The organism is Leifsonia sp. Soil_N53 (assembly GCF_057655165.1).
The window spans coordinates 103,119-121,745 of sequence record NZ_JBDGMM010000064.1; the positions used below are offsets into that span (position 1 = coordinate 103,119).

Consider the following 18,627-nt stretch of genomic DNA (forward strand, 5'->3'; position numbering starts at 1 on the left):
GTTCACTTCGCCTCGCCGTAGCTGTCGACCACCGCGGCGGTCACCGGGAAGTCGACGGGGAACCCGCCGAACAGCAGCCGGCCCGCGGCGGAGGCGGACGCCCGCACCTCGTCCGCGACCGCGTCGGCCGCCTCCGCCGGCGTGTGCACGATGACCTCGTCGTGGAGGAAGTACACCAGGTGCGGTCCGGCGGTGAGCGGGGCGCCGTCCGGTGTCAGGCGCGCGAGCCTGTTGCGGAGGTCGGCCATCCAGCACAGTGCCCACTCCGCGGCGCTGGCCTGGACGACGAAGTTGCGGGTGAAACGGCCCCAGTCGCGCGCCTGACTGCGTGCCCTGCGCTCCTCCGCGGGTGTCGAGTCCGCTCCGGAGGCCGCGGACTGCGCGGCCTGCCAGCTCCCGCCCGGGCGCGGGGAGCTGCGCCCCAGCCGCGAGGTCACGATGTCGCCGCGCTCCCCGGTGCGCGCCGCCTCCTCGACGAGGCGGACCGCCAGGGGGAACGCCCGTGCCAGCCGGGGCATCAGCCGACCGCTGTCGCCGGTCGTCGCGCCGTACATGGCCCCGAGCATCGCGACCTTGGCCTGCGCGCGCTCCTCCACCGCCCCGCTCGCCACGATGCCCGCGTAGAGGTCGCGGCCGCGGCCCGCTTCGGCCATCGCGGTGTCGCCGGCCAGGCCGGTGAGGATCCGCGGCTCGAGCTGGGCGGCGTCGGCGACCACGAGCTTCCAGCCCGGATCGGCGACCACCGCGCCGCGGACCTCCTTGGGCAGCTGGAGCGCGCCGCCGCCGCGGGTGGCCCAGCGCCCGGTGACGACGCCGCCCGGGATGTAGTCGGGCCGGAACCGGCCGTCACGCACCCAGGCGTCGAGCCAGGTCCAGCCGTTGGCGGAGTGCAGCCGGGCGAGCTTCTTGTACCGGAGTACGGCCGGGATCGCGGGATGGTCGAGCTCGCGCAGCTCCCACGACCGGGTGGAGGTCACCATCAGGCCGGCGCGCTGCAGCGCCTTGAGGAGCTCCGGCGGGCTGTCCGGGTTCAGTTCCGGCGCCTCCAGGGCCAGCCGGATCTCCGACGCCAGCGACTCCAGCGCCTCCGGCCGTCCGAATCGCGGCCGCGGGCCGAGGGTGGCGCGCAGCAGCTCGTCGTGCCGCTCGACGCTGTACGGCAGCCCCGCGTGCTGCATCTCGGCTGCGATCAGGGCGCCGGCGGACTCGGCCGCGAGCAGCAGCCGGAGCCGCCCCGGATCGGCGGAGCCCGCGACGGCCTCCTGCTGCGCTGCGAACTCGGCTGCGATGGAGGGCCGGGCCGGCTCGACCTGGTGCTCCAGGTCGAAGAGCGTCGCGGCTTGCGGCTGGGCCTCCTCCTCCAGCGCCCGGGCGGCGTCCCACGGGCCCGGCGCGGCCGTCGCGAGCGCGGAGGCGGCGCTGAGTGTGGAGGCGCGCAGGATCGCGTGGCTGAGCCGCAGGTCCACACAGCGCTCGACGCGGACGCCCGCCTGCAGCAGCTGCGGGTACCAGCCGCGGGTGTCGTCCCAGACCCAGCGCGGACGCGACGCCGCCTCCTCGCGGCGGACGAACTCCGGCAGGTCGGCCTCGGCGAGCTCTGTGCGCCCGGCGTCGTCGCCGTCCGGACGGATCGCCGCGACCCGCCCGGGAGCGACGCGGTCGAGAAGGAGGTGCACCTCTCAATTCTCCATGCGACGGACGACACTTCCCGCTATAGTGAGCAAACGTCAGTTAATGCGATGCCGACCCGAAAGGCGATCGACGATGACCGTGTATTTGCACGACTCCCAGGGAGTCTGGATCGCGTACCGACCCGACCCGCAGTCGCGCTGGCTGTTCAACTCCGAGGGCGACTGGATCGGCTGGTTCCCGTGGGGCGACGACGTGGCCGTGACGCCTGGGGGCTCTTACCTCGGCACCCTGCACGGCGACCGGCTGTTCATGGACGAGGACCACCCCTACCGCGGCAATCCGGGCTACCCGGGCGCGCCCGGCTATCCCGGACAGGCGCCGTACCCGGGGGCCGGCTCGTACGTGGGACTGCCGGACCACTGCGACGACGTCGCGCCCGCGCTGCTCTGGCCGCGCATCGCGTCCTGAGCAGTACGTTCGCCGACCGTCACCCCACCAGCGCGGTGAGCCGCGACCGGAGTTCCGGCCACGCGGCCCCGAACCCGGGATGCAGCGGCAGGTCCGTGACCTCCGGCACCGCGACCCAGCGCAGCTCGATGCTCTCCACATCGGCCATGTGCGGCTCGAACGCGCGCACCGCCTGAACGACCACCGTCGTGTACGACCAGTAGCCCAGGTCGAGCACGCTCGTGAACAGCACCTCGACGGCGTCGGCCGGCACGGCGGCCTCCTCCGCAGCCTCGCGCAGTGCGCCCTCCACCGCGGTCTCGCCCTCGTGCCGCGCACCGCCCGGGAGGCCCCAGGTGCCGCCGAAGTGGCTCCAGTCGGCGCGGTGCTGCAGCAGCACGCCGCGGCGCAGGTCGTGGACCAGCAGCCCCGCGGCGCCGAACCGGCCCCAGAAGCGCTCGCCGTTCGGACCTTCCACCCATGCGTCGCCGGAGTTCACGTCTCCACGTTAGCCGTCCGGCCGCGCACGGTGACGCCGCGTGACGGTTCTCGCAGGAGCGTCCTACTGTGTGCACATGACACTCGAACGCTGGCGCCACCTGACCGAGTGGCCGCTCACCGCCGCGGCCGCGGTGTTCCTCTTCGCCTACGTCTGGGAGGTCGTCGGCGACCTGCACGGACCGCCGCTCGTTGCGGCAGCGACCGAGATCGACATGCGCGCGGCCACCCGCGGGCAGATCCGCGAGCTCTCGAAGCAGGTCACCGAGCTGAAGGCGCTTCTCGAGCAGAGGTCGACCTGATGGCGGTGCGGAGCGCGGCGATCCTCCTGCACCGGCGCGGGCGGGCAGGCCGGGAGGTGTGGATCGCGCACATGGGCGGCCCGTTCTGGGCGCGCAAGGACGAGGGCGCCTGGACGCTGCCGAAGGGCATGGTCGAGGAGGATGACGTCGACGAGCTCGCCGCGGCCCGGCGGGAGTTCGCGGAGGAGATGGGCACGCCCTCCCCCGACGCCGTCTACGTGCCGCTCGGCGAGTTCCGCGCCTCCGGCAAGATCTTCGTGGTGTTCGCCGCCGAGACGGACTTCGGCCCGATCGACCTGGTCAGCAACGAGTTCGAGCTGGAGTGGCCGCCGCGGTCGGGCGTGTTCCGGACCTTCCCGGAGGTGGACGCGGCCGGCTGGCACCCCGTCGAGGAGGCCAGGACGAAGCTCGCGAAAGGACAGCGGCCCATTCTGGACGCGCTCCAGAATAGAGCAGAGGAATCCTCAGATCACTAGCGCGCAGCGCACCCCTTCGGTCGTATCGTTGGCACCACGTGCTGGAGGGGACGAAGGAGGAGCAGGTGGCGAAGAACAAAGCGGAGAAGGAGGCCGACAAGGCCCTGATCACTGCGAGGGCGGCTGTGGACGAGGCGCAGCGGCTGGTGAAGAAGCTCGACAAGAAGACCCGCAAGGAGGCGGACGAGCTCGCCGCGGCGCTGGAGCAGGCGGCGAAGGATGCCAAGAAGGCCTCGCAACGCGCCCGCAAGACGGCCGAGGCGGCGGCGAAGGACGCGAAGGACAAGGCCCAGGCGGCCCGCGAGCGCGCACGCACGGCAGCGTCCGCGCCGGCGGCGAGCACCGGGATCCCGACGTTCCGCGACCTGCGCGACCGCGCGAAGGCGCAGGGCATCCAGGGCTACTCGCGGATGAACAAAGCGCAGCTCCTGCACGCACTGGGCGAGGGCTGATGTTCACCAGCCGGTAACCGGCTGCTTCTACCGTTGCCGCCGTGACAGACACCACCGCCGAGCCCGCGATCCTGTCGGCGTTGGACCGCGCGCCCGCACCACGCACGATCATCGACATCCTGCGTGCGTCCGCGGCCGCCAACCCCGAGGGTTCGGCGATCGAGGACGCCAAGGGCGCGCTGAGCTACCGCGAGCTGCTCGCCCGCGTGCTGGCCACCGCGGCGCGCCTGCGGGCGGCGGGGGTGCGCCGCGGCGACCGGGTGGGCGTGCGGATGACCTCCGGCAGCAGGGACCTCTACCTCGCCATCCTGGGCGTCCTCGCCGCCGGCGCCGCCTACGTGCCCGTGGACGCCGACGACCCGCAGGAGCGCGCCGACCTGGTCTTCGGGGAGGCGGCGGTGCGCGGGGTCATCACGGACGACGGCTATCGGGCGACTGCAGAGCCGGAAGCATCGGCGCCCGGCGTGCTCGCGGTGCTGGGCCAGGAGCCGCACCCCAGCACGTCGGGGCTCCCGGTCGTCGACCCGCCGGCGCCGGAGGACGACGCTTGGATCATCTTCACCTCCGGTTCGACGGGCACACCGAAGGGCGTTGCGGTGCGGCACCGCTCCGCGGCCGCGTTCGTGGACGCGGAGTCTCGGCTGTTCCTGCAGGACGAGCCGATCGGTCCGGGCGACCGCGTCCTGGCCGGGCTCTCGGTGGCGTTCGACGCCTCCTGCGAGGAGATGTGGCTGGCCTGGGGCCACGGCGCCTGCCTGGTGCCGGCGCCGCGCTCGCTGGTGCGCACGGGCATGGACCTGGGCCCGTGGCTGGCCGCACGCCGCATCACCATCGTCTCGACGGTGCCGACGCTCGCGGCGCTGTGGCCCACCGACGCGCTGGACACGGTCCGGCTGCTGATCTTCGGCGGCGAGTCCTGCCCGCCCGAGCTGGTCAACCGACTCGCCGTGGAGGGACGCGAGGTCTGGAACACCTACGGCCCGACCGAGGCGACCGTGGTGGCCTGCGCGAGCCTGCTCAACGCGGGCGAGCCGGTGCGCATCGGCCTCCCGCTGGACGGCTGGGACCTCGCCGTCGTCGGCCCGGACGGGGCGCCGGTCGCGAACGGCGAGTCCGGCGAGCTGATCATCGGCGGCGTCGGCCTCGCCCGCTACCTCGACCCGGCGAAGGACGCCGAGAAGTACGCGCCCCTCCCCTCGCTCGGCTGGCAACGCGCCTACCGCAGCGGCGACCTGGTGCGATTCGATCCCGCCGGCATGTTCTACCTCGGCCGCGCCGACGACCAGGTCAAGGTCGGCGGCCGCCGCATCGAGCTCGGCGAGGTGGAGGCCGCCCTGCAGCTGCTCCCCGGTGTGTCCGGCGCTGCCGCCGCGGTGCGCAGGAGCGCGGCGGGCAACGACGTGCTGGTCGGCTACCTGGCGGTGCCGGAGCGCTCGGCCTTCGACCGCAGGGCGGCGCTGGAGGAGCTCCGGGCTGAACTGCCCGCGGCACTCATCCCGCTGCTGGCGGTGGTCGACGACCTCCCGGTGCGCACGTCGGGCAAGGTCGACCGTGCCGCGCTGCCCTGGCCGCTGGAGGAGAACGACGAGGACGGGCCCGACCTCGACCCGGTCGCCGAGCTGCTCGCGGCGGACTGGCGCAGCGTCCTCGGCCTGCCGGTGAGCGGCCTGGACGACAACTTCTTCGACCTCGGCGGCGGCTCGCTCGCGGCCGCGCAGCTCGTCTCGCTGGTGCGCCGGCGGCATCCGGACATCACCGTGGCGGACATCTACGCGCACCCGCGGTTCGGCTCGCTCGCGGCCGCCCTCGCGGAGAGCTCGCCGTCCGCGTCCGCCGCCTCCACGCACGTGGTGCCGCCGACGCCGCGACGCATGCAGGTGCTGCAGACGGTGCTCGCGCTCCCGCTGTTCATCCTGAACGGCGTCCGCTGGCTGCTCTACGTGCTCACCGCCGCGGCCATCCTGCGCCCGTTCGGCGGCTTCGGGTTCCTGCCGGAGGTGAACCTGATCTGGCTGATCGCCGGGCTGCTCGTGTTCGTCACGCCCTGGGGCCGGATGGCGATCGCGGTGGCCGCGGCGCGGCTCCTGCTGCTGGGCGTGAAGGCCGGCGACTATCCGCGCGGCGGCGGCGTGCACCTGCGGCTGTGGCTGGCCGAGCAGGTCGCCCACCAGATCGGAGCGGCCAGCCTCGCCGGGGCGCCCTGGATCAGCTACTACGCGCGTGCGCTCGGGGCGACGATCGACCGCGGCGTCGACCTCCACGCGCTCCCGCCCGTGACGGGGATGCTGCGGATCGGCGCCGGCGCCTCCATCGAACCGGAGGTCGACCTTGCCGGGTACTGGATCGACGGCGACCTCGTGCGCATCGGCGAGATCCGCATCGGCGCGGGGAGCTCGGTCGGCGCGCGCAGCTCGCTGATGCCCGGCGCGAAGATCGGCAGGGACGCCACCGTCGCGCCCGGCTCGGCCGTGTTCGGACGGGTGCCCGCCGGCCAGAACTGGGCCGGCTCCCCCGCCGTCCGGGTCGGCAAGGCCCGGGATTGGTGGCCGGCCGAACGACCGCCGCGCCGAACCAGGTGGGTCGCCGCATACGCCGTGGCGTCGCTCGTGGTCTCGCTCGTGCCGGTCGTCGCGCTCGGCGTCGGCGGGCTGGTGGTCGCGGCCTTCACGCGCGGCGCGACCGACCTCGTCGCCGCGATCCCGGGCGCCGCGGCCGCGCTCGTCCCCGCCACCCTGGCCGCCGGCCTCGTCCTCGCGGGCGTGGTCGTCGTCCTGGTGCGCCTCCTCGGTCTCGGCCTCACGGAGGGCGTCTACCCCGTGCGCAGCCGGGCCGGCTGGCAGGTGTGGTCGACGGAGCGCCTGCTGGACATGGCCAGGACCCTGCTCTTCCCGCTCTACGCGAGCCTGTTCACCCCGGTCTGGCTGCGCATGCTCGGCGCCAGGGTCGGCCGCGATGTCGAGGCGTCCACGGTGCTCCTGCTGCCCGCCATGACGAAGATCCGCGACGGCGCGTTCCTCGCGGACGACACCCTCGTCGCCTCCTACGAGCTCGGCGGCGGCTACGTGCGGATCGCGGAGGCCGAGATCGGCCAGCGGGCGTTCCTCGGCAACTCGGGGATGGCGGGCGGCGGCAACCGGGTGCCGCGCGACGGGCTCGTGGCCGTGCTGTCGGTCGCTCCGCGCAAGGCCAAGGCGGGTTCCTCCTGGCTGGGGTCGCCTCCGGTGAAACTGCGGCGGCGCGCGCAGGACGCGGACCTCTCGCGCACCTTCGACCCGCCCGCCGCGCTGCGCGTCGCCCGCACCGCCTGGGAGCTGCTGCGGATCGTGCCGGTCTTCCTGACCTGCGGCGTCGGGCTGGCCGTGCTGCTGTCGCTGGCGGCGCTCACCGAGGCCTGGGGCACGGGCTGGGCGATCGTGCTGAGCGGGCCGGTGCTGCTGGTGGCGGGAGCGGTCGCCGCCGCGCTCAGCACCGCGGCGAAGTGGGCGCTGCTCGGGAGGCTGCGTCCCGGCGAGCACCCACTGTGGTCGTCGTTCATCTGGCGCAGCGAGGTCTCCGACACCTTCACCGAGATGGTCGCGGCGCCCTGGTTCGCCTGGTCGGCCGCCGGCACGCCGGCCCTGGTCTGGTGGCTGCGCAGCCTCGGCGCCCGGATCGGGCACGGCGTGTGGATCGACAGCTACTGGCTCCCGGAGGCCGACCTGGTCGAACTGGGCGACGCGTCCACGGTGAACCGGGGCTGCGTCGTGCAGACGCACCTGTTCCATGATCGAATCATGAGCATGGACGAGGTGACCATCGAACGCGGCGGGACGCTCGGCCCGCACAGCGTCATCCTGCCCGCAGCGGCGATCGGCTCGAACGCGACCGTGGGACCCGCCTCCCTCGTGATGCGCGGCGAGACCGTGCCCGACCGCAGCCGGTGGAGCGGCAATCCGATCGGCCCGTGGCGGGAAGTCGTGGTACGCGAGTACCGTGCGATGCGATGACCTCGGCCACCTCCAACGCAGACCCGGCGGACGCCGACCCGGTGGACGACGCAGGCGCCGCCGCGCACGTCCTGCTGCCGCCCCGGCCCTACCTCCCGCGCTCGGGCACTTCCGAGTTCTCGGTGCTCGCCTACGACCTCGACCTCTCGTACCGGGTCGCGACGAACCGTCTCGACGCCACGGCGGTGATCCGGGGTCGCGCCAACGCCCCGCTGACCGCGATCTCCCTCGACCTGGTCCACCTGCGCGCGAAGCGGGTGAAGCTCGACGGCGACAAGCGCACCCGGTTCACGCAGTCCCCCACGCACGTGCGGGTGAAGCCGGCGCGACCGATCCCGGCCGGGAGCCAGTTCGTCCTCGAGATCGCGTACGACGGCTCGCCCGTGCCGCGCCGCACCCGCTGGGGCACGCTCGGCTGGGAGGAGCTGAGCGACGGCGTCATCGTCGCGTCCCAGCCCTCCGGCGCCCCGACATGGTTCCCGTGCAACGACCGGCCCTCCGACAAGGCCGCCTACCGCATCACGATCACGACCGAGCAGCCGTACACCGTGCTCGCGACCGGCGAGCTCGTCGACCACACCGTGAGCGGAGGACGCGGCACCTGGACGTTCGACTGCCCGGAGCCGACGGCGACCTACCTCGCCGCGGTGCAGATCGGCCGCTACGTGCTCGAGCCGCGACGCACCGACGGCGTCGAGTGGGTACTCGCGTACCCGCCGGCGCTCGCGCGGCGCGTGCTCGCGGACTTCGCGCCGGTCGGGCGGATGATCGAGTGCTTCCAGGAGCGCTTCGGCCCCTACCCGTTCCCGACGTACACGGTCGTGGTGACCGAGGACCCGCTGGAGATCCCGCTCGAGTCGCAGGGCATGGCGACCTTCGGGTCGGAGCACATCGACGGCCGCGGCGGCTCGGAGCGGCTGATCGCGCACGAGCTGGCGCATCAGTGGTTCGGCAACAGCGTCGGCGTGGCGGCCTGGAGCGACATCTGGCTCAACGAGGGGTTCGCCTGCTACGCCGAGTGGATCTGGTCGGAGTACTCGGGCGGGCCGTCGGCCAACACCCTCGCGCGCACCCACCACGCGGTGCTGCGCGTGAAGCCGAAGGACCTCGTGCTGGCCGATCCCGGGGTCGACCGGATGTTCGACGACCGGGTCTACAAGCGCGGGGCGTGCCTCCTGCACGCGCTGCGCCGCCGGCTCGGCGACGAGCGGTTCTTCGGCCTGCTGCGCGGCTGGTCGGCCACCCGCCGGTTCGGGACGGCGTCGACCGCGGACTTCGAGGCGTACGCCGCAGGGTTCTCGACGGAGCCGCTGGACGAGTTCTTCGACGCGTGGCTCCGCGAGACGCGGCTGCCGTCGCTCAGCGAGTGAAGGGCCGAGCGGGGCAGCGCGTCTCGCGAGCCGCCGTCCGGGTCAGACCCGCCGGTCCTCCGGGCGGCGCTCCTCGCCGGTGATGCCGTCGATGCGGGGTGCGTCGTGCGCGGGCGCTCCCGTTGCTGGCGCGGCAGTCGCGGGCGCCGCGGTGGTGGGCGCCGTCTCCTGGTGCGCCGGCGGAACGTCCCCGCGGCGGGTGTCGTCCTCGACCCGGTTGCCGTGCCGGTCCGTCTGCACATCCGGGTCGACCTCGTCGGCGCGGCTGAGCTTCTGCTGCTGCTCCTCGCGAGCCGCGGCCGCTGCGCGTTCGCGCTCGTCCGCCTCGCGCCGGAGGTTCTCGGCGTCGACCTCCGCCTGCTTCGCGTCCGCCGCGGCGCGGGCCGACTTCGCCTCGCGTTCGCGCGCGGCCAGTTCATCGCGGGAGGCAGCCTCCCGCAGCTCGGTGGCGCGACGACGGTCGGCCTCCTGCTTGCGCCGTCGACCCACGGTCGCGACGACGATGATGATCGCCGCGACGATGACCACGATGACGACGATCAGCACGATCCATCCGATGGTGTTCATGCCGCAGCACGGTACGCGCGGTGTACGGGACCGCCAGGGCTTGCGTTCCTGCGCCGGAGGTGCGTGCCGCAGGCGACCGACGCGATCCGAGTAGGGCGGACGGGACTTGAACCCGTGACCGGCGGATTATGAGTCCGATGCTCTAACCAGCTGAGCTACCGCCCCGTGTCCTCTCCCCCGATCACTCCGGGGCGGGCACGCTCGGGGCCGCCGCCGTCACCGGGTCGGCCACCGGCTCCCCACGATACAGGCTCTCGAACGTGCTGATCGTGGTCTGGATGTCGTGCGTCGCGACGATCCGGAGCGACGCGTTCTTGAGGACGTCGAGCTCGTCCTGCGGCAGGGTGAGCACGCTCTCCAGCTTGTCGGCCAGGTCTTGCGCGTCGCCGGGCCGGAACAGGTGGCCGTTCTCGCCGTCGTGCACCAGGTGCGGGAGCGCCATCGCGTCGGCCGCGACCACCGGGAGACCGGAGGCCATCGCCTCCAGCGTCGCGATGGACTGCAGCTCGGCGATCGACGGCATCGCGAACACGGTCGCCCTGGTGTACGCCTGGCGCAGCTCCTGGTCGGTCACGTAGCCGAGGAACTTCACCCGGCCGGCGAGCCCGAGCGTCTCGGCCAGCGACTGGAGGTTCTTGAACTGGTCGCCGCCGCCCACGATCTCCAGCTGGGCGTCCAGCGACTCCGGCAGCAGCTTGACCGCGTTGAGCAGCACGTCGATCTGCTTCTCTCCGGTGATCCGGCCGACGAACAGGATACGGTTGGCCGTGCGCGGAGCGAAGTCGGGCGTGTAGTTGTGGGCGTCGATGCCGCAGGAGATGGCGTGCACGCCGCGCAGGCCGGTGGCCTTCTCCAGGAACTCGGCCGCGCGCCGGGTCGGCGTCGTGATCGACTCCGCGCGGTCGAAGCTCTTGCGCGCGTCCCGCCACGCGATGCTCACGAAGGTCTTGTGCAGGAACTTCGGCAGGCGCGTGAACTCGATGATGTTCTCGGGCATCACATGGTTCGTCGCGACGATCCGGATGCCGCGCTTCTGGGCCTCGTAGGCGAGACCGCGGCCGATCACGATGTGCGACTGGAAGTGCACGACGTCGGGCTGGACCTCGTCGAGGACGCGCCGGGCGTTCGCCTTGCTCATCCACGGCAGCGCGAACCGCAGCCAGTCGTGCGGGTACCAGCGCCAGCTGCGCAGGCGGTGGGCGGTGATCTTCTCGCCCTCGTGCTCCTCGATCCACGTTCCGTGGCGGCGGCCGGCGGCGGGGGCGACGACGTGCATGTCGTGGCCGCGTGCGACCAGGCCGGCGGCGAGACGCTCGGCGAAACGGGCGGCGCCGTTCACATCCGGCGCGAACGTGTCGCACCCCATCAGGATGGTCATCGGCCGATGCTGGGCCGGGGCGGGCGGGATGTCGTTCGTTCCGCTCGTATCAGGCACGTGGTGAGTCCCTCACGGTCTTCGGCCAGGGCGGTTCACCCGGCGACGGTCTGAGCGCGCCGGACGGGTCGGACCGGCGATTCCGCTTCAGTCTAGGCCGGATTCCCGGACGGAGTCCGCAAGGCGCTCGGTGAGTGGCGCTTCGCCGTTGGTCTGCGGGTGGTGCTTGGCGAGCTGGAACACGCCGTAGATCGCCACAGCCCCGGTGATCGCGAACCCGAGCATCGCCCACCACGGCGCCCCCGCCGCCTCGTTCAGGACGACGATGCCGATGGTCACTGCGACGAGCGGATCGATCACGGTCAGGCCGGCGATCACCAGGTCGGGAGGGCCGGACGAGTAGGCGTTCTGGACGAAGTACGCGCCGAGCCCGGCGGCGGCGAGCAGCGCGACGATGCACAGCACGAGCAGCCAGTCCCACTCCTGGTTCGAGATGCGGTCGATGACCACCTTGGCCAGGGTGGCGACGAAGCCGTAGAGGACGCCGGCGCCGACGATGTAGAAGATCGCCTTGAACCGGTGCCGCAGGAACCAGAACGCCAGCCCGAACACGATGAGCACGAAGGCCAGGATGATCAGGATGACGACGAGCGCCCGGGTGGTGACGGGTTGGTCGCGCGCGAAGACGGCGGCGATGATGACGAACGCGCCGACGCCGCCGACGCAGAGGGTGATGGCCACGATCGACCGCCGGTTCAGCTTCACGCCGCTCACGCGCGCGTTCAGCACGCTGGTGATGACGAGCCCGACCACGCCGAGCGGCTGCACCAGGATGAGCGGCGAGAGCTTCAGGCTGACGAGCTGGAACACGATCGCGAGCCCCAGGAGCAGGGTGCCGATCACCCAGGACGGCCGGGCGAGCAGCAGCCCGAGCTGGCGGGGGTTGAGCCCGGCCTTGGCATCCTGGGTCTGCGCCTCCACCTTGGTGACGCCGTGGTGCTGGAGCTGCGCGCCGATGGACAGGAACACGGCGCCGACGAGGGCGACCGGGATGCCAAGGAGCTGACTGGGCTGATACGTCAGCTCGAGCGCGTCCATCAGTTCCGTACCCACGCCACGACCCTACCCAACATGATCCCGATAGTCTTGCCGAATGGCCGTCCTTCCCATCCGGATCACCGGAGACCCCGTCCTGCACACTCGCGCGGCCGAGGTCACCGAGTTCGACGACGACCTGCGCGCGCTCGTGGCCGACATGTTCGAGACGATGGACCAGGCGCCGGGCGTGGGCCTCGCCGGCCCGCAGGTCGGAGTGCCGCTGCGGCTGTTCGTCTACGGCTGGACGGACGACGACGACGTGCTGCACCGCGGCGTCGCGATCAACCCGGTGCTGTGGCTCAGCCCGGCGGCCGTGGGCGAGCCGGACGAGGACACCGAGTCGGAGGGCTGCCTGTCGTTCCCGGGCGAGCGCTTCCCGCTGCGGCGTTCCGAGAGCGTCATCCTGGAGGCCGTCGACCTGGAGGGCGAGCCGTTCACGGTCCGCGCCGACGGCTGGCTCGCCCGGATCTTCCAGCACGAGTACGACCATCTCGACGGCGTGCTCTACGTCGACCGTCTCGCGCACCCCTACGGCAAGGCCGCGCTCAAGACCCAGCGCAAGAACTCGTGGGGCGTCCCCGGGCTCAGCTGGCTGCCGGGCCGGGACCACCTGGAGGACTGACCTCCGCCACCGGGCGGGCCCATCGGGCTAGCGCAGCGGCACTCCGTGCACGCCGTTGTGGTGGCGCAGCGCGGGGAACACGACGGACAGCGAGAAGCCGACCCCCGGGACGGTCTTGGCGTCCAGCACCCCGCCGAACAGGGCGGAGCGCTCGCGCAGCTCGTTGAGGTCGGCGCCCTCGACGAACTCGGTCACCGCACGCAGGTCGTCGTCGGCGCTGTAGGCGGTCGCCTGGTCGACGCCGTCGCGGTCGAGGCCGCGCCGGCGCGCGGCGGCGCGGATGCCGTCGTCGTCCACGGTGACGTGGAGGCCGTCCGGCGTCCACGCCATCGCCACGACCGCGGTCGTGCCGGGTCCGCCGTGCTGGAGGGCGTTCCCGAGGCTGGTCTGCAGGATGCGGAACACCACGAGCTCGGCGCCCTGGCGCAGTTCGAAGCGCTCGCCGGTCTCGCCGAAGGTCACCTCCAATCCCGCCTCGCGCATCACCCGGAACAGATCGCGCGCGGAGTGCAGTCCGGGGGCGGGAAGCACCTCGCGGCCGCCGTCGGCCACGGCGTTCTGCAGTCGGCGCAGGTCGGCGAGGGCGTCGCGCGCCGAGGTCTCGATCGCGGACGCCGACCGGGACGCCGCCGCCGGGTCGGCCGTGGCCGCGTAGCGCATCCCCTCGGCCTGGGAGACGAGCCGGGAGACCGCGGCGACCGCGACGTCCCCCAGCTCGCCGATGATCCGGAACCGGCCGGCCTGCTCGGCGAGCTCGAGCTCGCGGTCGATGCGATCCCACTCGCGCTCCTCGCGCGCCTCCTGGGAGCGGCGCCGGCGGGTCCGCTCGAGGAGCCAGAGCACCGCGAAGACGGCGGCGGCCGCCACGGCGGCGGCGAGGGCGATCCAGAGCGGGGTCATGCGGGTCCTTCCGGGCCGGTGGCGCGGGCCGGTGCGCGGCCCGGACGATCATATCCGGGCCGCGCTCCGTGGAGGGCCGCCGAGGTCAGGAGCCGTCGCCGCGGTTGGCGCGCAGCACCTCCAGGCGGGCGCGGTACTCCTTCTCGTCGATGTCGCCGTTGGCGTAGCGGTCCGCCAGCGTCTGCTCGGCGGCGCGGGTTCCGGAGTGCGGCCCGTTCGGGCCCCAGCCGTAGCCTCCGCGGGCGACGGCTGCGCGGCGCCAGCGCCGGCCGACGAGGCCGAAGATGAGGAAGAAGATCCCGATCCAGAAGAGCGGGATCAGGAACCACCACCAGCCGAACCAGGGGCCGCCACCCCAGGCGACGACGGCGCAGGGTGCGGCGGCTGCGAGCGAACTGAACATGGTGCATCCAATCGGTGAGCTGTCCGCGGCTTTCGCGGATCCACCATCAGCCTCGCCGCACGCCCGCTTCGGCGAATCCGCCGCCGGGAGGCACTTGCGCTACTCCCCCGGGAGCAGAGCGTCGCTCACTGCCGGCCCGGCTGCACCAGGCCCGTCTCGTAGGCGACGACGACCAGGTGCACGCGGTCGCGCGCGGCGAGCTTCGTCATGATCCGCGAGACGTGCGTCTTCGCCGTCAGCGGGCTGAGGAAGAGCCGCTCCCCGATCTCCGTGTTGGTCAGCCCGTGGCCGACCAGGGCCAGGACCTCCCGCTCGCGCTCGCTCAGGTCGCGCAGCGCCTCCGCGTCGGGCGCAGGGCGCAGTCCGCCGGCGACGCGCTCGATCAGCCGGCGCGTGGCGCCGGGCGAGAGCAGGGCGTCGCCCGCGGCCACGACCCGCACCGCGCGCAGGAGCTCGACCGGCTCGGTGTCCTTGACGAGGAAGCCGCTCGCCCCGGAGAGGATCGCCTGCGCGACGTAGTCGTCCAGCTCGAACGTGGTGACCATCACGATCCGCGTCGCCGCCAGCTCCGGGTCGGCGGTGAGCCGGCCGGTGGCCCAGAGCCCGTCGCCGTCCGGCATCCGGATGTCCATGAGCACCACGTCGGGATGTGTGCGCCGCGTGAGCTCGACCGCCTCCCGGCCCGTCGCGGCCTCGCCGACCACCTCGAGGTCGTCCTCGGCCTCCAGCAGCGCACGGAAGCCCGCACGCACGAGGTGCTGGTCGTCCGCCAGCAGCACCCGGATCATGCGTCCTCCGCCGTGCGCAACGGGATGCGGGCTGCCACGGTAAGCCCGCCGCCCGCCGTCTCGCGCGTCTCGAAGCGGCCGCCGAGCAGCTCGGCGCGCTCGCGCATCCCGATCATCCCCTTGCCGTCGGACTCAGCCTCGGGCAGCCCGCGGCCGTCGTCGGCGATCGTGAGCACGTAGTCGCCGCCCTCCTCGGCGAGCCGGATGTCGACCGTCCTGGCCTGCGCGTGCCGGCCGATGTTCGTGAGGGACTCCTGGACGATCCGGTACAGCGCGAGCTGCGAAGCGGCCGACGGCGTCGTGGTGAGCGCGTCGTCGTAGTGCACGTCGAGGCCGGCGCGCCGGTAGGTCTCGACCAGCACGGGGACGCGCGCCAGGTCCGGTTCCGGCGCCCGCGCCGCGGGATAGCCCTCCGCACGGAGGAAGCCGAGCACACCGCGCACCTCCTCGAGCGCCTGGCTGCTCACCGACTTGATGGCCTCCAGGCTCTCGCGCGCCTTGTCGGGGCGGCTGTCGAAGAGGTGGAGACCGACCCCGGCCTGCACGCTGATCTGGGACAGCGAGTGCGCGAGCACGTCGTGCAGCTCGCGCGCGATCCGCAGCCGCTCGGCCTCGGCGGCGGACTCCCGGCGCGCGGCGATCTGCCGGGAGATCTCCCGGTAGCGCTCGCGCCGCCCGCGGATGGCCTCGCCGACCCCGACGAGGAGGGTGAGCACCAGGGCGATGGCGAGTGGCCGGATGACGGCCTCGGGCCGCCCGACGAGCAGGTAGGCGCCGAGCGGGCCGACGACGGCGATCCCCGCCAGCGTCCACCACGTCCAGACCCGCGCCGAACGGACGACGGCGCCGACGACCGCGAAGGCCACAGGGACGGCCGCCAGGGGCGGGCCCATCGTGAGGGCGATCGCCGGCGTGCAGAGGACCGCGACGGCGACGAGCACCGGTCCGGGATACGCACGCGCGAGGAGCAGGAGGAACGAGGATGCGAAGGCGACGAGCACAGCCGCCAGCGTCAGCGGATCGGTCGCCGCCGTGTGCGCGGCGATGAGGACGCCGGGGAGCTGGATGAGGACGGAGAGGACGACGGGGAACCAGATCGCCCCGCGCGGCGGGCGGCCCTGCCAGCCGCGGCCCTGCCAGCCGCCGCCCTGCCAGCCGCCCTCGTGCCAGCCGCGACCCTCGTGCCAGCCCGGCCCGCTCTGGCGGGCGTCGGCGGGCGGGTTCCAGGGCATCTCCTCATGCTAGCCAGCGCACCGGCTCCGCACCCTGCCCCCCGGGGAGTCTGTCGGCTACTCCCCCGGGAGTACGCAGCGAAGGCTCGGCCGGCCGGCCGGTTCAGGGATTGTGCTCTGCGTCGAAGATCTCGCCGTCGTCGCCAGGGGTGCTCCCGAACAGCGGCCCGAACGCGGGCCCGCCGAAGCTCGTCAATCCGGCTTCGCGTTCGAGCGATGCGCGCCGTTCGTCCTCGTCGTTCTCGTAGTCCTCGACCGCGTCGTCCGGCTCCTCGGAGTCGTGCCGGTCCCGCTCCCGCTTGCTCATGGCCGCATAGTACCCAGCGGCGGCCCGATTGGGGTGTATTCCTTTCGGAGCATGTGCACGAAAGGCGAAGGCCCGGAGGTCTTCACCTCCGGGCCTTCGCCTGTGCTTTCCGCTCCCCGACTTGGACTCGAACCAAGAACCTGCCGGTTAACAGCCGGCTGCTCTGCCAATTGAGCTATCGAGGAATGCTTGATCAGCGAAGCTACTCTAGCAAGACTTCGACCGCCGAGCGAAATCGGAGCGGCATCCCGCGCGCGTCGGCGTCAGTAGCCCGCGGCCGGATCCACCCGGCCCACGAAATCGCCGTCGCCGAGGAACGCCCGCACATTGGCGCGCACCCGTTCGGCCAGCAACGGCGCCGTCATCGCCGAGGTGTCGGCCTGATGCGGAGTGATCAGGCAGGCCTCCTCCGCCCACAGCGGGTGCGCGTCCGGCAGCGGCTCCGGGTCGGTCACGTCGATGCCCGCTCCGGCGATCTCTCCGCCGCGGAGGGCGCGCAGCAGCGCGTCCGTGTCGACCAGTCCGCCGCGGGCGATGTTCACCAGGTAGGCGGTCTCCTTCATCGCCGCGAACTCCGCGTCGCCGAACAGGTGGCGGGTGCCGCCGGTGAGCGCGGCAGCCACGACCACCACGTCCGCGTCGGGAAGGACCTCCAGCAGGCGGTCGGAGCCGACCGTGCGCTCGGCGCCCGGCACGGGCTCCGGCGAGCGTCGCACGATCGTCACACGGGCGCCGAACGGCGCCAGCAGCATCATCAGCTCCAGGGCGATGCCGCCCGCGCCGACGATCACGACGTCGAGGCCGTACAGCGAGCGGCCCTCCTCCACCGTGGACCACGAGGTGGCACGCACGCGCTTGGGCAGCACGCGCAGCAGGGCCAGGGTCAGGGCGAGCGCGTGCTCGGCCACCGGCTGCGCGTACGCGCCCTTGGCGCTCGTCCAGACCAGACCGGGACGGTCCTCGGCGCCGATGATGCCGGAGAACGCGTCAACGCCGGCGAACGGGAGCTGCACCCAGCCGATGCCGGGGTGCGCGTGCAGGATCGGCGGGAAGGCGGCGGCGTCCTTGTTGGAGAGCCAGACGACGCCGCGCGTGCGGTCGGAGAGCGGCTCGACGGTCCCGCCCGCGGCCTCCACGGCGGCGACGAACGAGGGCTCGGCCGTGGGCAGCACGGCGATCGGGCCGGGTTCCGGGCGCTCGGCGGGGTCGAGCGGCGCGCCGACCGGCGCGAGGACGGCGCGGTGCTGGGGGGTGCGGTCGGTCATGGTTCCTCTTCCTCGGGGCAGGGTGTCTCGGCGCTGGGCCGGGTCAGTTCTGGGCGCGATCGCCGGCGGCGACCTGCGGGCGGCGCTCCCGCCGGCGCGGCGGCGGTTTGAGCGCGTCCGCCAGCCCGCGCACGAACGGATGCGAGGGGTCGGCCAGCACGTCCTCGATCGGTCCGTACCCGACCGGGCGTCCGGCCTGGAGCACCAGGGACACGTCGGTCGCACGACGCAGCACCGCGAGGTCGTGGCTCACCACGACGGCCGTGAAGCCCTGGTGCGAGCGGAGCTGGGCGAGGAGGTCGATCACGGCGTCGCGGACGGTCGCGTCGATGCCGGCCGTCGGCTCGTCGACGATCAACACGTGAGGGCCGAGCACGAGCGCCTTCGCGAGCGCCACGCGCTGCCGCTGGCCGGCGCTCAGCTGGTACGGGTACTTGCCGAGCACGCTGAGCGGCAGGTGCACCGTGTCGAGCATGAGCGCGGCCCGCTCCCCCGCCGACCGGCGGCTGTAGTGCTCGTCGCGCTCGAAGATCGGCAGCGTGACGTTGTCCTGGATCGACAGGGACGGCTCCAAGGACGCCGAGGCCTCCTGCGGCAGATAGCCGACGTGGAAGGTCACCTCGGACACGTCCCGCTTGCGGGCGTGCCGCAGCGAGTGGCCGAGCACGGTCGCGTCGCCGCCGCTGATGCGCGGGCCGGGCTCGCCGGAACGGAGGGGAAGCCCCCGCCCGGCGAGCACCGCGGCCAGCGTGCTCTTGCCCGAACCCGTCTCGCCCAGCACACCGAGCGACTGCCCCGCCTCCAGCCGGAAGCTCACCCCGCGCAGGGCGACGCACGACGGGCTGACGCCCCTTGCGGGATATTCGACGGACAGGTCGCTGACGAGGATGGCGGGATCGGGACTCAC

The 18,627-nt window shown here is 73.0% G+C and carries 19 protein-coding genes and 2 tRNA genes; 7 read left to right on the plus strand and 14 right to left on the minus strand.

The genetic code is table 11. The annotated features are described in order from the left end of the window. Positions 1-2 precede the first annotated feature (2 nt). A complete protein-coding gene (locus tag AC3A3H_RS14055) occupies positions 3-1,676 on the minus strand; it encodes a bifunctional 3'-5' exonuclease/DNA polymerase (RefSeq protein WP_487615166.1) in 1,674 nt (557 codons plus the stop codon). An 88-nt stretch (positions 1,677-1,764) separates the two neighbouring features. On the opposite strand from AC3A3H_RS14055, the gene AC3A3H_RS14060 reads away from it, so the two are divergent. Next, positions 1,765-2,100 (plus strand): hypothetical protein, encoded by a 336-nt coding sequence (locus AC3A3H_RS14060; RefSeq protein ID WP_487615167.1) that lies wholly within the window; start codon positions 1,765-1,767, stop codon positions 2,098-2,100. Between the two features lie 19 nt (positions 2,101-2,119). Here AC3A3H_RS14060 and AC3A3H_RS14065 read toward each other — a convergent pair whose 3' ends face one another. After that, the gene (locus AC3A3H_RS14065; protein WP_487615168.1) at positions 2,120-2,578 is read right to left on the minus strand and encodes an NUDIX domain-containing protein; all 459 of its coding nucleotides are present in this window, start codon (positions 2,576-2,578) and stop codon (positions 2,120-2,122) included. A gap of 76 nt (positions 2,579-2,654) precedes the next feature. On the opposite strand from AC3A3H_RS14065, the gene AC3A3H_RS14070 reads away from it, so the two are divergent. The 5 genes from AC3A3H_RS14070 to AC3A3H_RS14090 all read left to right on the plus strand — a co-directional run bounded on the left by AC3A3H_RS14070 (position 2,655) and on the right by AC3A3H_RS14090 (position 9,163). Further along, positions 2,655-2,879, plus strand: a complete 225-nt coding sequence (locus tag AC3A3H_RS14070) for a hypothetical protein (RefSeq protein WP_487615169.1) — start codon at positions 2,655-2,657, stop codon at positions 2,877-2,879. Continuing rightward, entirely contained in the window at positions 2,879-3,355 is a 477-nt protein-coding gene (locus AC3A3H_RS14075; protein WP_487615170.1) for an NUDIX hydrolase, read from the plus strand. Before AC3A3H_RS14070 ends, AC3A3H_RS14075 begins: the two co-directional genes overlap by 1 nt. A 65-nt stretch (positions 3,356-3,420) precedes the next feature. Beyond that, complete coding sequence (locus AC3A3H_RS14080; protein WP_487615171.1) at positions 3,421-3,807, plus strand: hypothetical protein; 387 nt, start codon at positions 3,421-3,423, stop codon at positions 3,805-3,807. A 41-nt stretch (positions 3,808-3,848) separates the two neighbouring features. Then, on the plus strand, positions 3,849-7,793 hold the full coding sequence (locus AC3A3H_RS14085) for a Pls/PosA family non-ribosomal peptide synthetase (RefSeq protein ID WP_487615172.1): 3,945 nt from the start codon (positions 3,849-3,851) through the stop codon (positions 7,791-7,793). Beyond that, positions 7,790-9,163, plus strand: a complete 1,374-nt coding sequence (locus tag AC3A3H_RS14090; protein WP_487615173.1) for a M1 family metallopeptidase — start codon at positions 7,790-7,792, stop codon at positions 9,161-9,163. Before AC3A3H_RS14085 ends, AC3A3H_RS14090 begins: the two co-directional genes overlap by 4 nt. A gap of 42 nt (positions 9,164-9,205) precedes the next feature. Here AC3A3H_RS14090 and AC3A3H_RS14095 read toward each other — a convergent pair whose 3' ends face one another. The 4 genes from AC3A3H_RS14095 to AC3A3H_RS14110 form a co-directional block, all read right to left on the minus strand. Next, positions 9,206-9,730: a hypothetical protein gene (locus AC3A3H_RS14095; RefSeq protein ID WP_487615174.1), complete on the minus strand. Its 525-nt coding sequence runs from the start codon at positions 9,728-9,730 to the stop codon at positions 9,206-9,208. A gap of 91 nt (positions 9,731-9,821) precedes the next feature. After that, a tRNA-Ile gene (locus tag AC3A3H_RS14100) sits at positions 9,822-9,895 on the minus strand. Positions 9,896-9,911: 16 nt separating this feature from the next. Next, the gene (locus AC3A3H_RS14105; protein ID WP_487615175.1) at positions 9,912-11,108 is read right to left on the minus strand and encodes a glycosyltransferase; all 1,197 of its coding nucleotides are present in this window, start codon (positions 11,106-11,108) and stop codon (positions 9,912-9,914) included. A 144-nt stretch (positions 11,109-11,252) separates the two neighbouring features. Further along, a complete protein-coding gene (locus AC3A3H_RS14110; RefSeq protein ID WP_487615176.1) occupies positions 11,253-12,218 on the minus strand; it encodes a DMT family transporter in 966 nt (321 codons plus the stop codon). Between the two features lie 40 nt (positions 12,219-12,258). Between AC3A3H_RS14110 and def the strand changes: the two genes are divergently transcribed. Further along, positions 12,259-12,825 carry a peptide deformylase gene (gene def / locus AC3A3H_RS14115; protein ID WP_487615177.1) on the plus strand — a complete coding sequence of 189 codons (567 nt, stop codon included), beginning with the start codon at positions 12,259-12,261 and terminating at the stop codon, positions 12,823-12,825. A 27-nt stretch (positions 12,826-12,852) separates the two neighbouring features. On the opposite strand, the gene AC3A3H_RS14120 is transcribed toward def, so the two are convergent. The 8 genes from AC3A3H_RS14120 to AC3A3H_RS14155 form a co-directional block, all read right to left on the minus strand. Further along, the gene (locus AC3A3H_RS14120; protein WP_487615178.1) at positions 12,853-13,725 is read right to left on the minus strand and encodes a sensor histidine kinase; all 873 of its coding nucleotides are present in this window, start codon (positions 13,723-13,725) and stop codon (positions 12,853-12,855) included. Between the two features lie 85 nt (positions 13,726-13,810). Beyond that, complete coding sequence (locus AC3A3H_RS14125; protein WP_487615179.1) at positions 13,811-14,128, minus strand: SHOCT domain-containing protein; 318 nt, start codon at positions 14,126-14,128, stop codon at positions 13,811-13,813. A gap of 125 nt (positions 14,129-14,253) precedes the next feature. Next, positions 14,254-14,916: a response regulator gene (locus AC3A3H_RS14130; protein ID WP_487615180.1), complete on the minus strand. Its 663-nt coding sequence runs from the start codon at positions 14,914-14,916 to the stop codon at positions 14,254-14,256. Beyond that, on the minus strand, positions 14,913-16,148 hold the full coding sequence (locus tag AC3A3H_RS14135; protein WP_487615181.1) for a sensor histidine kinase: 1,236 nt from the start codon (positions 16,146-16,148) through the stop codon (positions 14,913-14,915). Before AC3A3H_RS14135 ends, AC3A3H_RS14130 begins: the two co-directional genes overlap by 4 nt. 103 nt (positions 16,149-16,251) lie before the next feature. Then, entirely contained in the window at positions 16,252-16,455 is a 204-nt protein-coding gene (locus AC3A3H_RS14140; RefSeq protein WP_487615182.1) for a hypothetical protein, read from the minus strand. A 112-nt stretch (positions 16,456-16,567) separates the two neighbouring features. Beyond that, a tRNA-Asn gene (locus AC3A3H_RS14145) sits at positions 16,568-16,640 on the minus strand. Positions 16,641-16,718: 78 nt separating this feature from the next. Beyond that, entirely contained in the window at positions 16,719-17,720 is a 1,002-nt protein-coding gene (locus AC3A3H_RS14150) for a D-isomer specific 2-hydroxyacid dehydrogenase family protein (protein ID WP_487615183.1), read from the minus strand. 43 nt (positions 17,721-17,763) lie between these two features. Then, positions 17,764-18,627, minus strand: coding sequence for an ATP-binding cassette domain-containing protein (locus AC3A3H_RS14155; protein ID WP_487615184.1), 864 nt, complete (start codon positions 18,625-18,627; stop codon positions 17,764-17,766).

Coding starts and splice junctions, on each gene's coding strand:
- AC3A3H_RS14060 (WP_487615167.1), top strand. CDS start 1,765: ATGACCGTGTATTTGCACGACTCCCAGGGAGTCTGGATCGCGTACCGA.
- AC3A3H_RS14070 (WP_487615169.1), top strand. CDS start 2,655: ATGACACTCGAACGCTGGCGCCACCTGACCGAGTGGCCGCTCACCGCC.
- AC3A3H_RS14075 (WP_487615170.1), top strand. CDS start 2,879: ATGGCGGTGCGGAGCGCGGCGATCCTCCTGCACCGGCGCGGGCGGGCA.
- AC3A3H_RS14090 (WP_487615173.1), top strand. CDS start 7,790: ATGACCTCGGCCACCTCCAACGCAGACCCGGCGGACGCCGACCCGGTG.
- AC3A3H_RS14095 (WP_487615174.1), bottom strand. CDS start 9,730: ATGAACACCATCGGATGGATCGTGCTGATCGTCGTCATCGTGGTCATC.
- AC3A3H_RS14105 (WP_487615175.1), bottom strand. CDS start 11,108: ATGACCATCCTGATGGGGTGCGACACGTTCGCGCCGGATGTGAACGGC.
- def (WP_487615177.1), top strand. CDS start 12,259: ATGGCCGTCCTTCCCATCCGGATCACCGGAGACCCCGTCCTGCACACT.
- AC3A3H_RS14120 (WP_487615178.1), bottom strand. CDS start 13,725: ATGACCCCGCTCTGGATCGCCCTCGCCGCCGCCGTGGCGGCCGCCGCC.
- AC3A3H_RS14125 (WP_487615179.1), bottom strand. CDS start 14,128: ATGTTCAGTTCGCTCGCAGCCGCCGCACCCTGCGCCGTCGTCGCCTGG.
- AC3A3H_RS14130 (WP_487615180.1), bottom strand. CDS start 14,916: ATGATCCGGGTGCTGCTGGCGGACGACCAGCACCTCGTGCGTGCGGGC.
- AC3A3H_RS14135 (WP_487615181.1), bottom strand. CDS start 16,148: ATGCCCTGGAACCCGCCCGCCGACGCCCGCCAGAGCGGGCCGGGCTGG.
- AC3A3H_RS14140 (WP_487615182.1), bottom strand. CDS start 16,455: ATGAGCAAGCGGGAGCGGGACCGGCACGACTCCGAGGAGCCGGACGAC.
- AC3A3H_RS14150 (WP_487615183.1), bottom strand. CDS start 17,720: ATGACCGACCGCACCCCCCAGCACCGCGCCGTCCTCGCGCCGGTCGGC.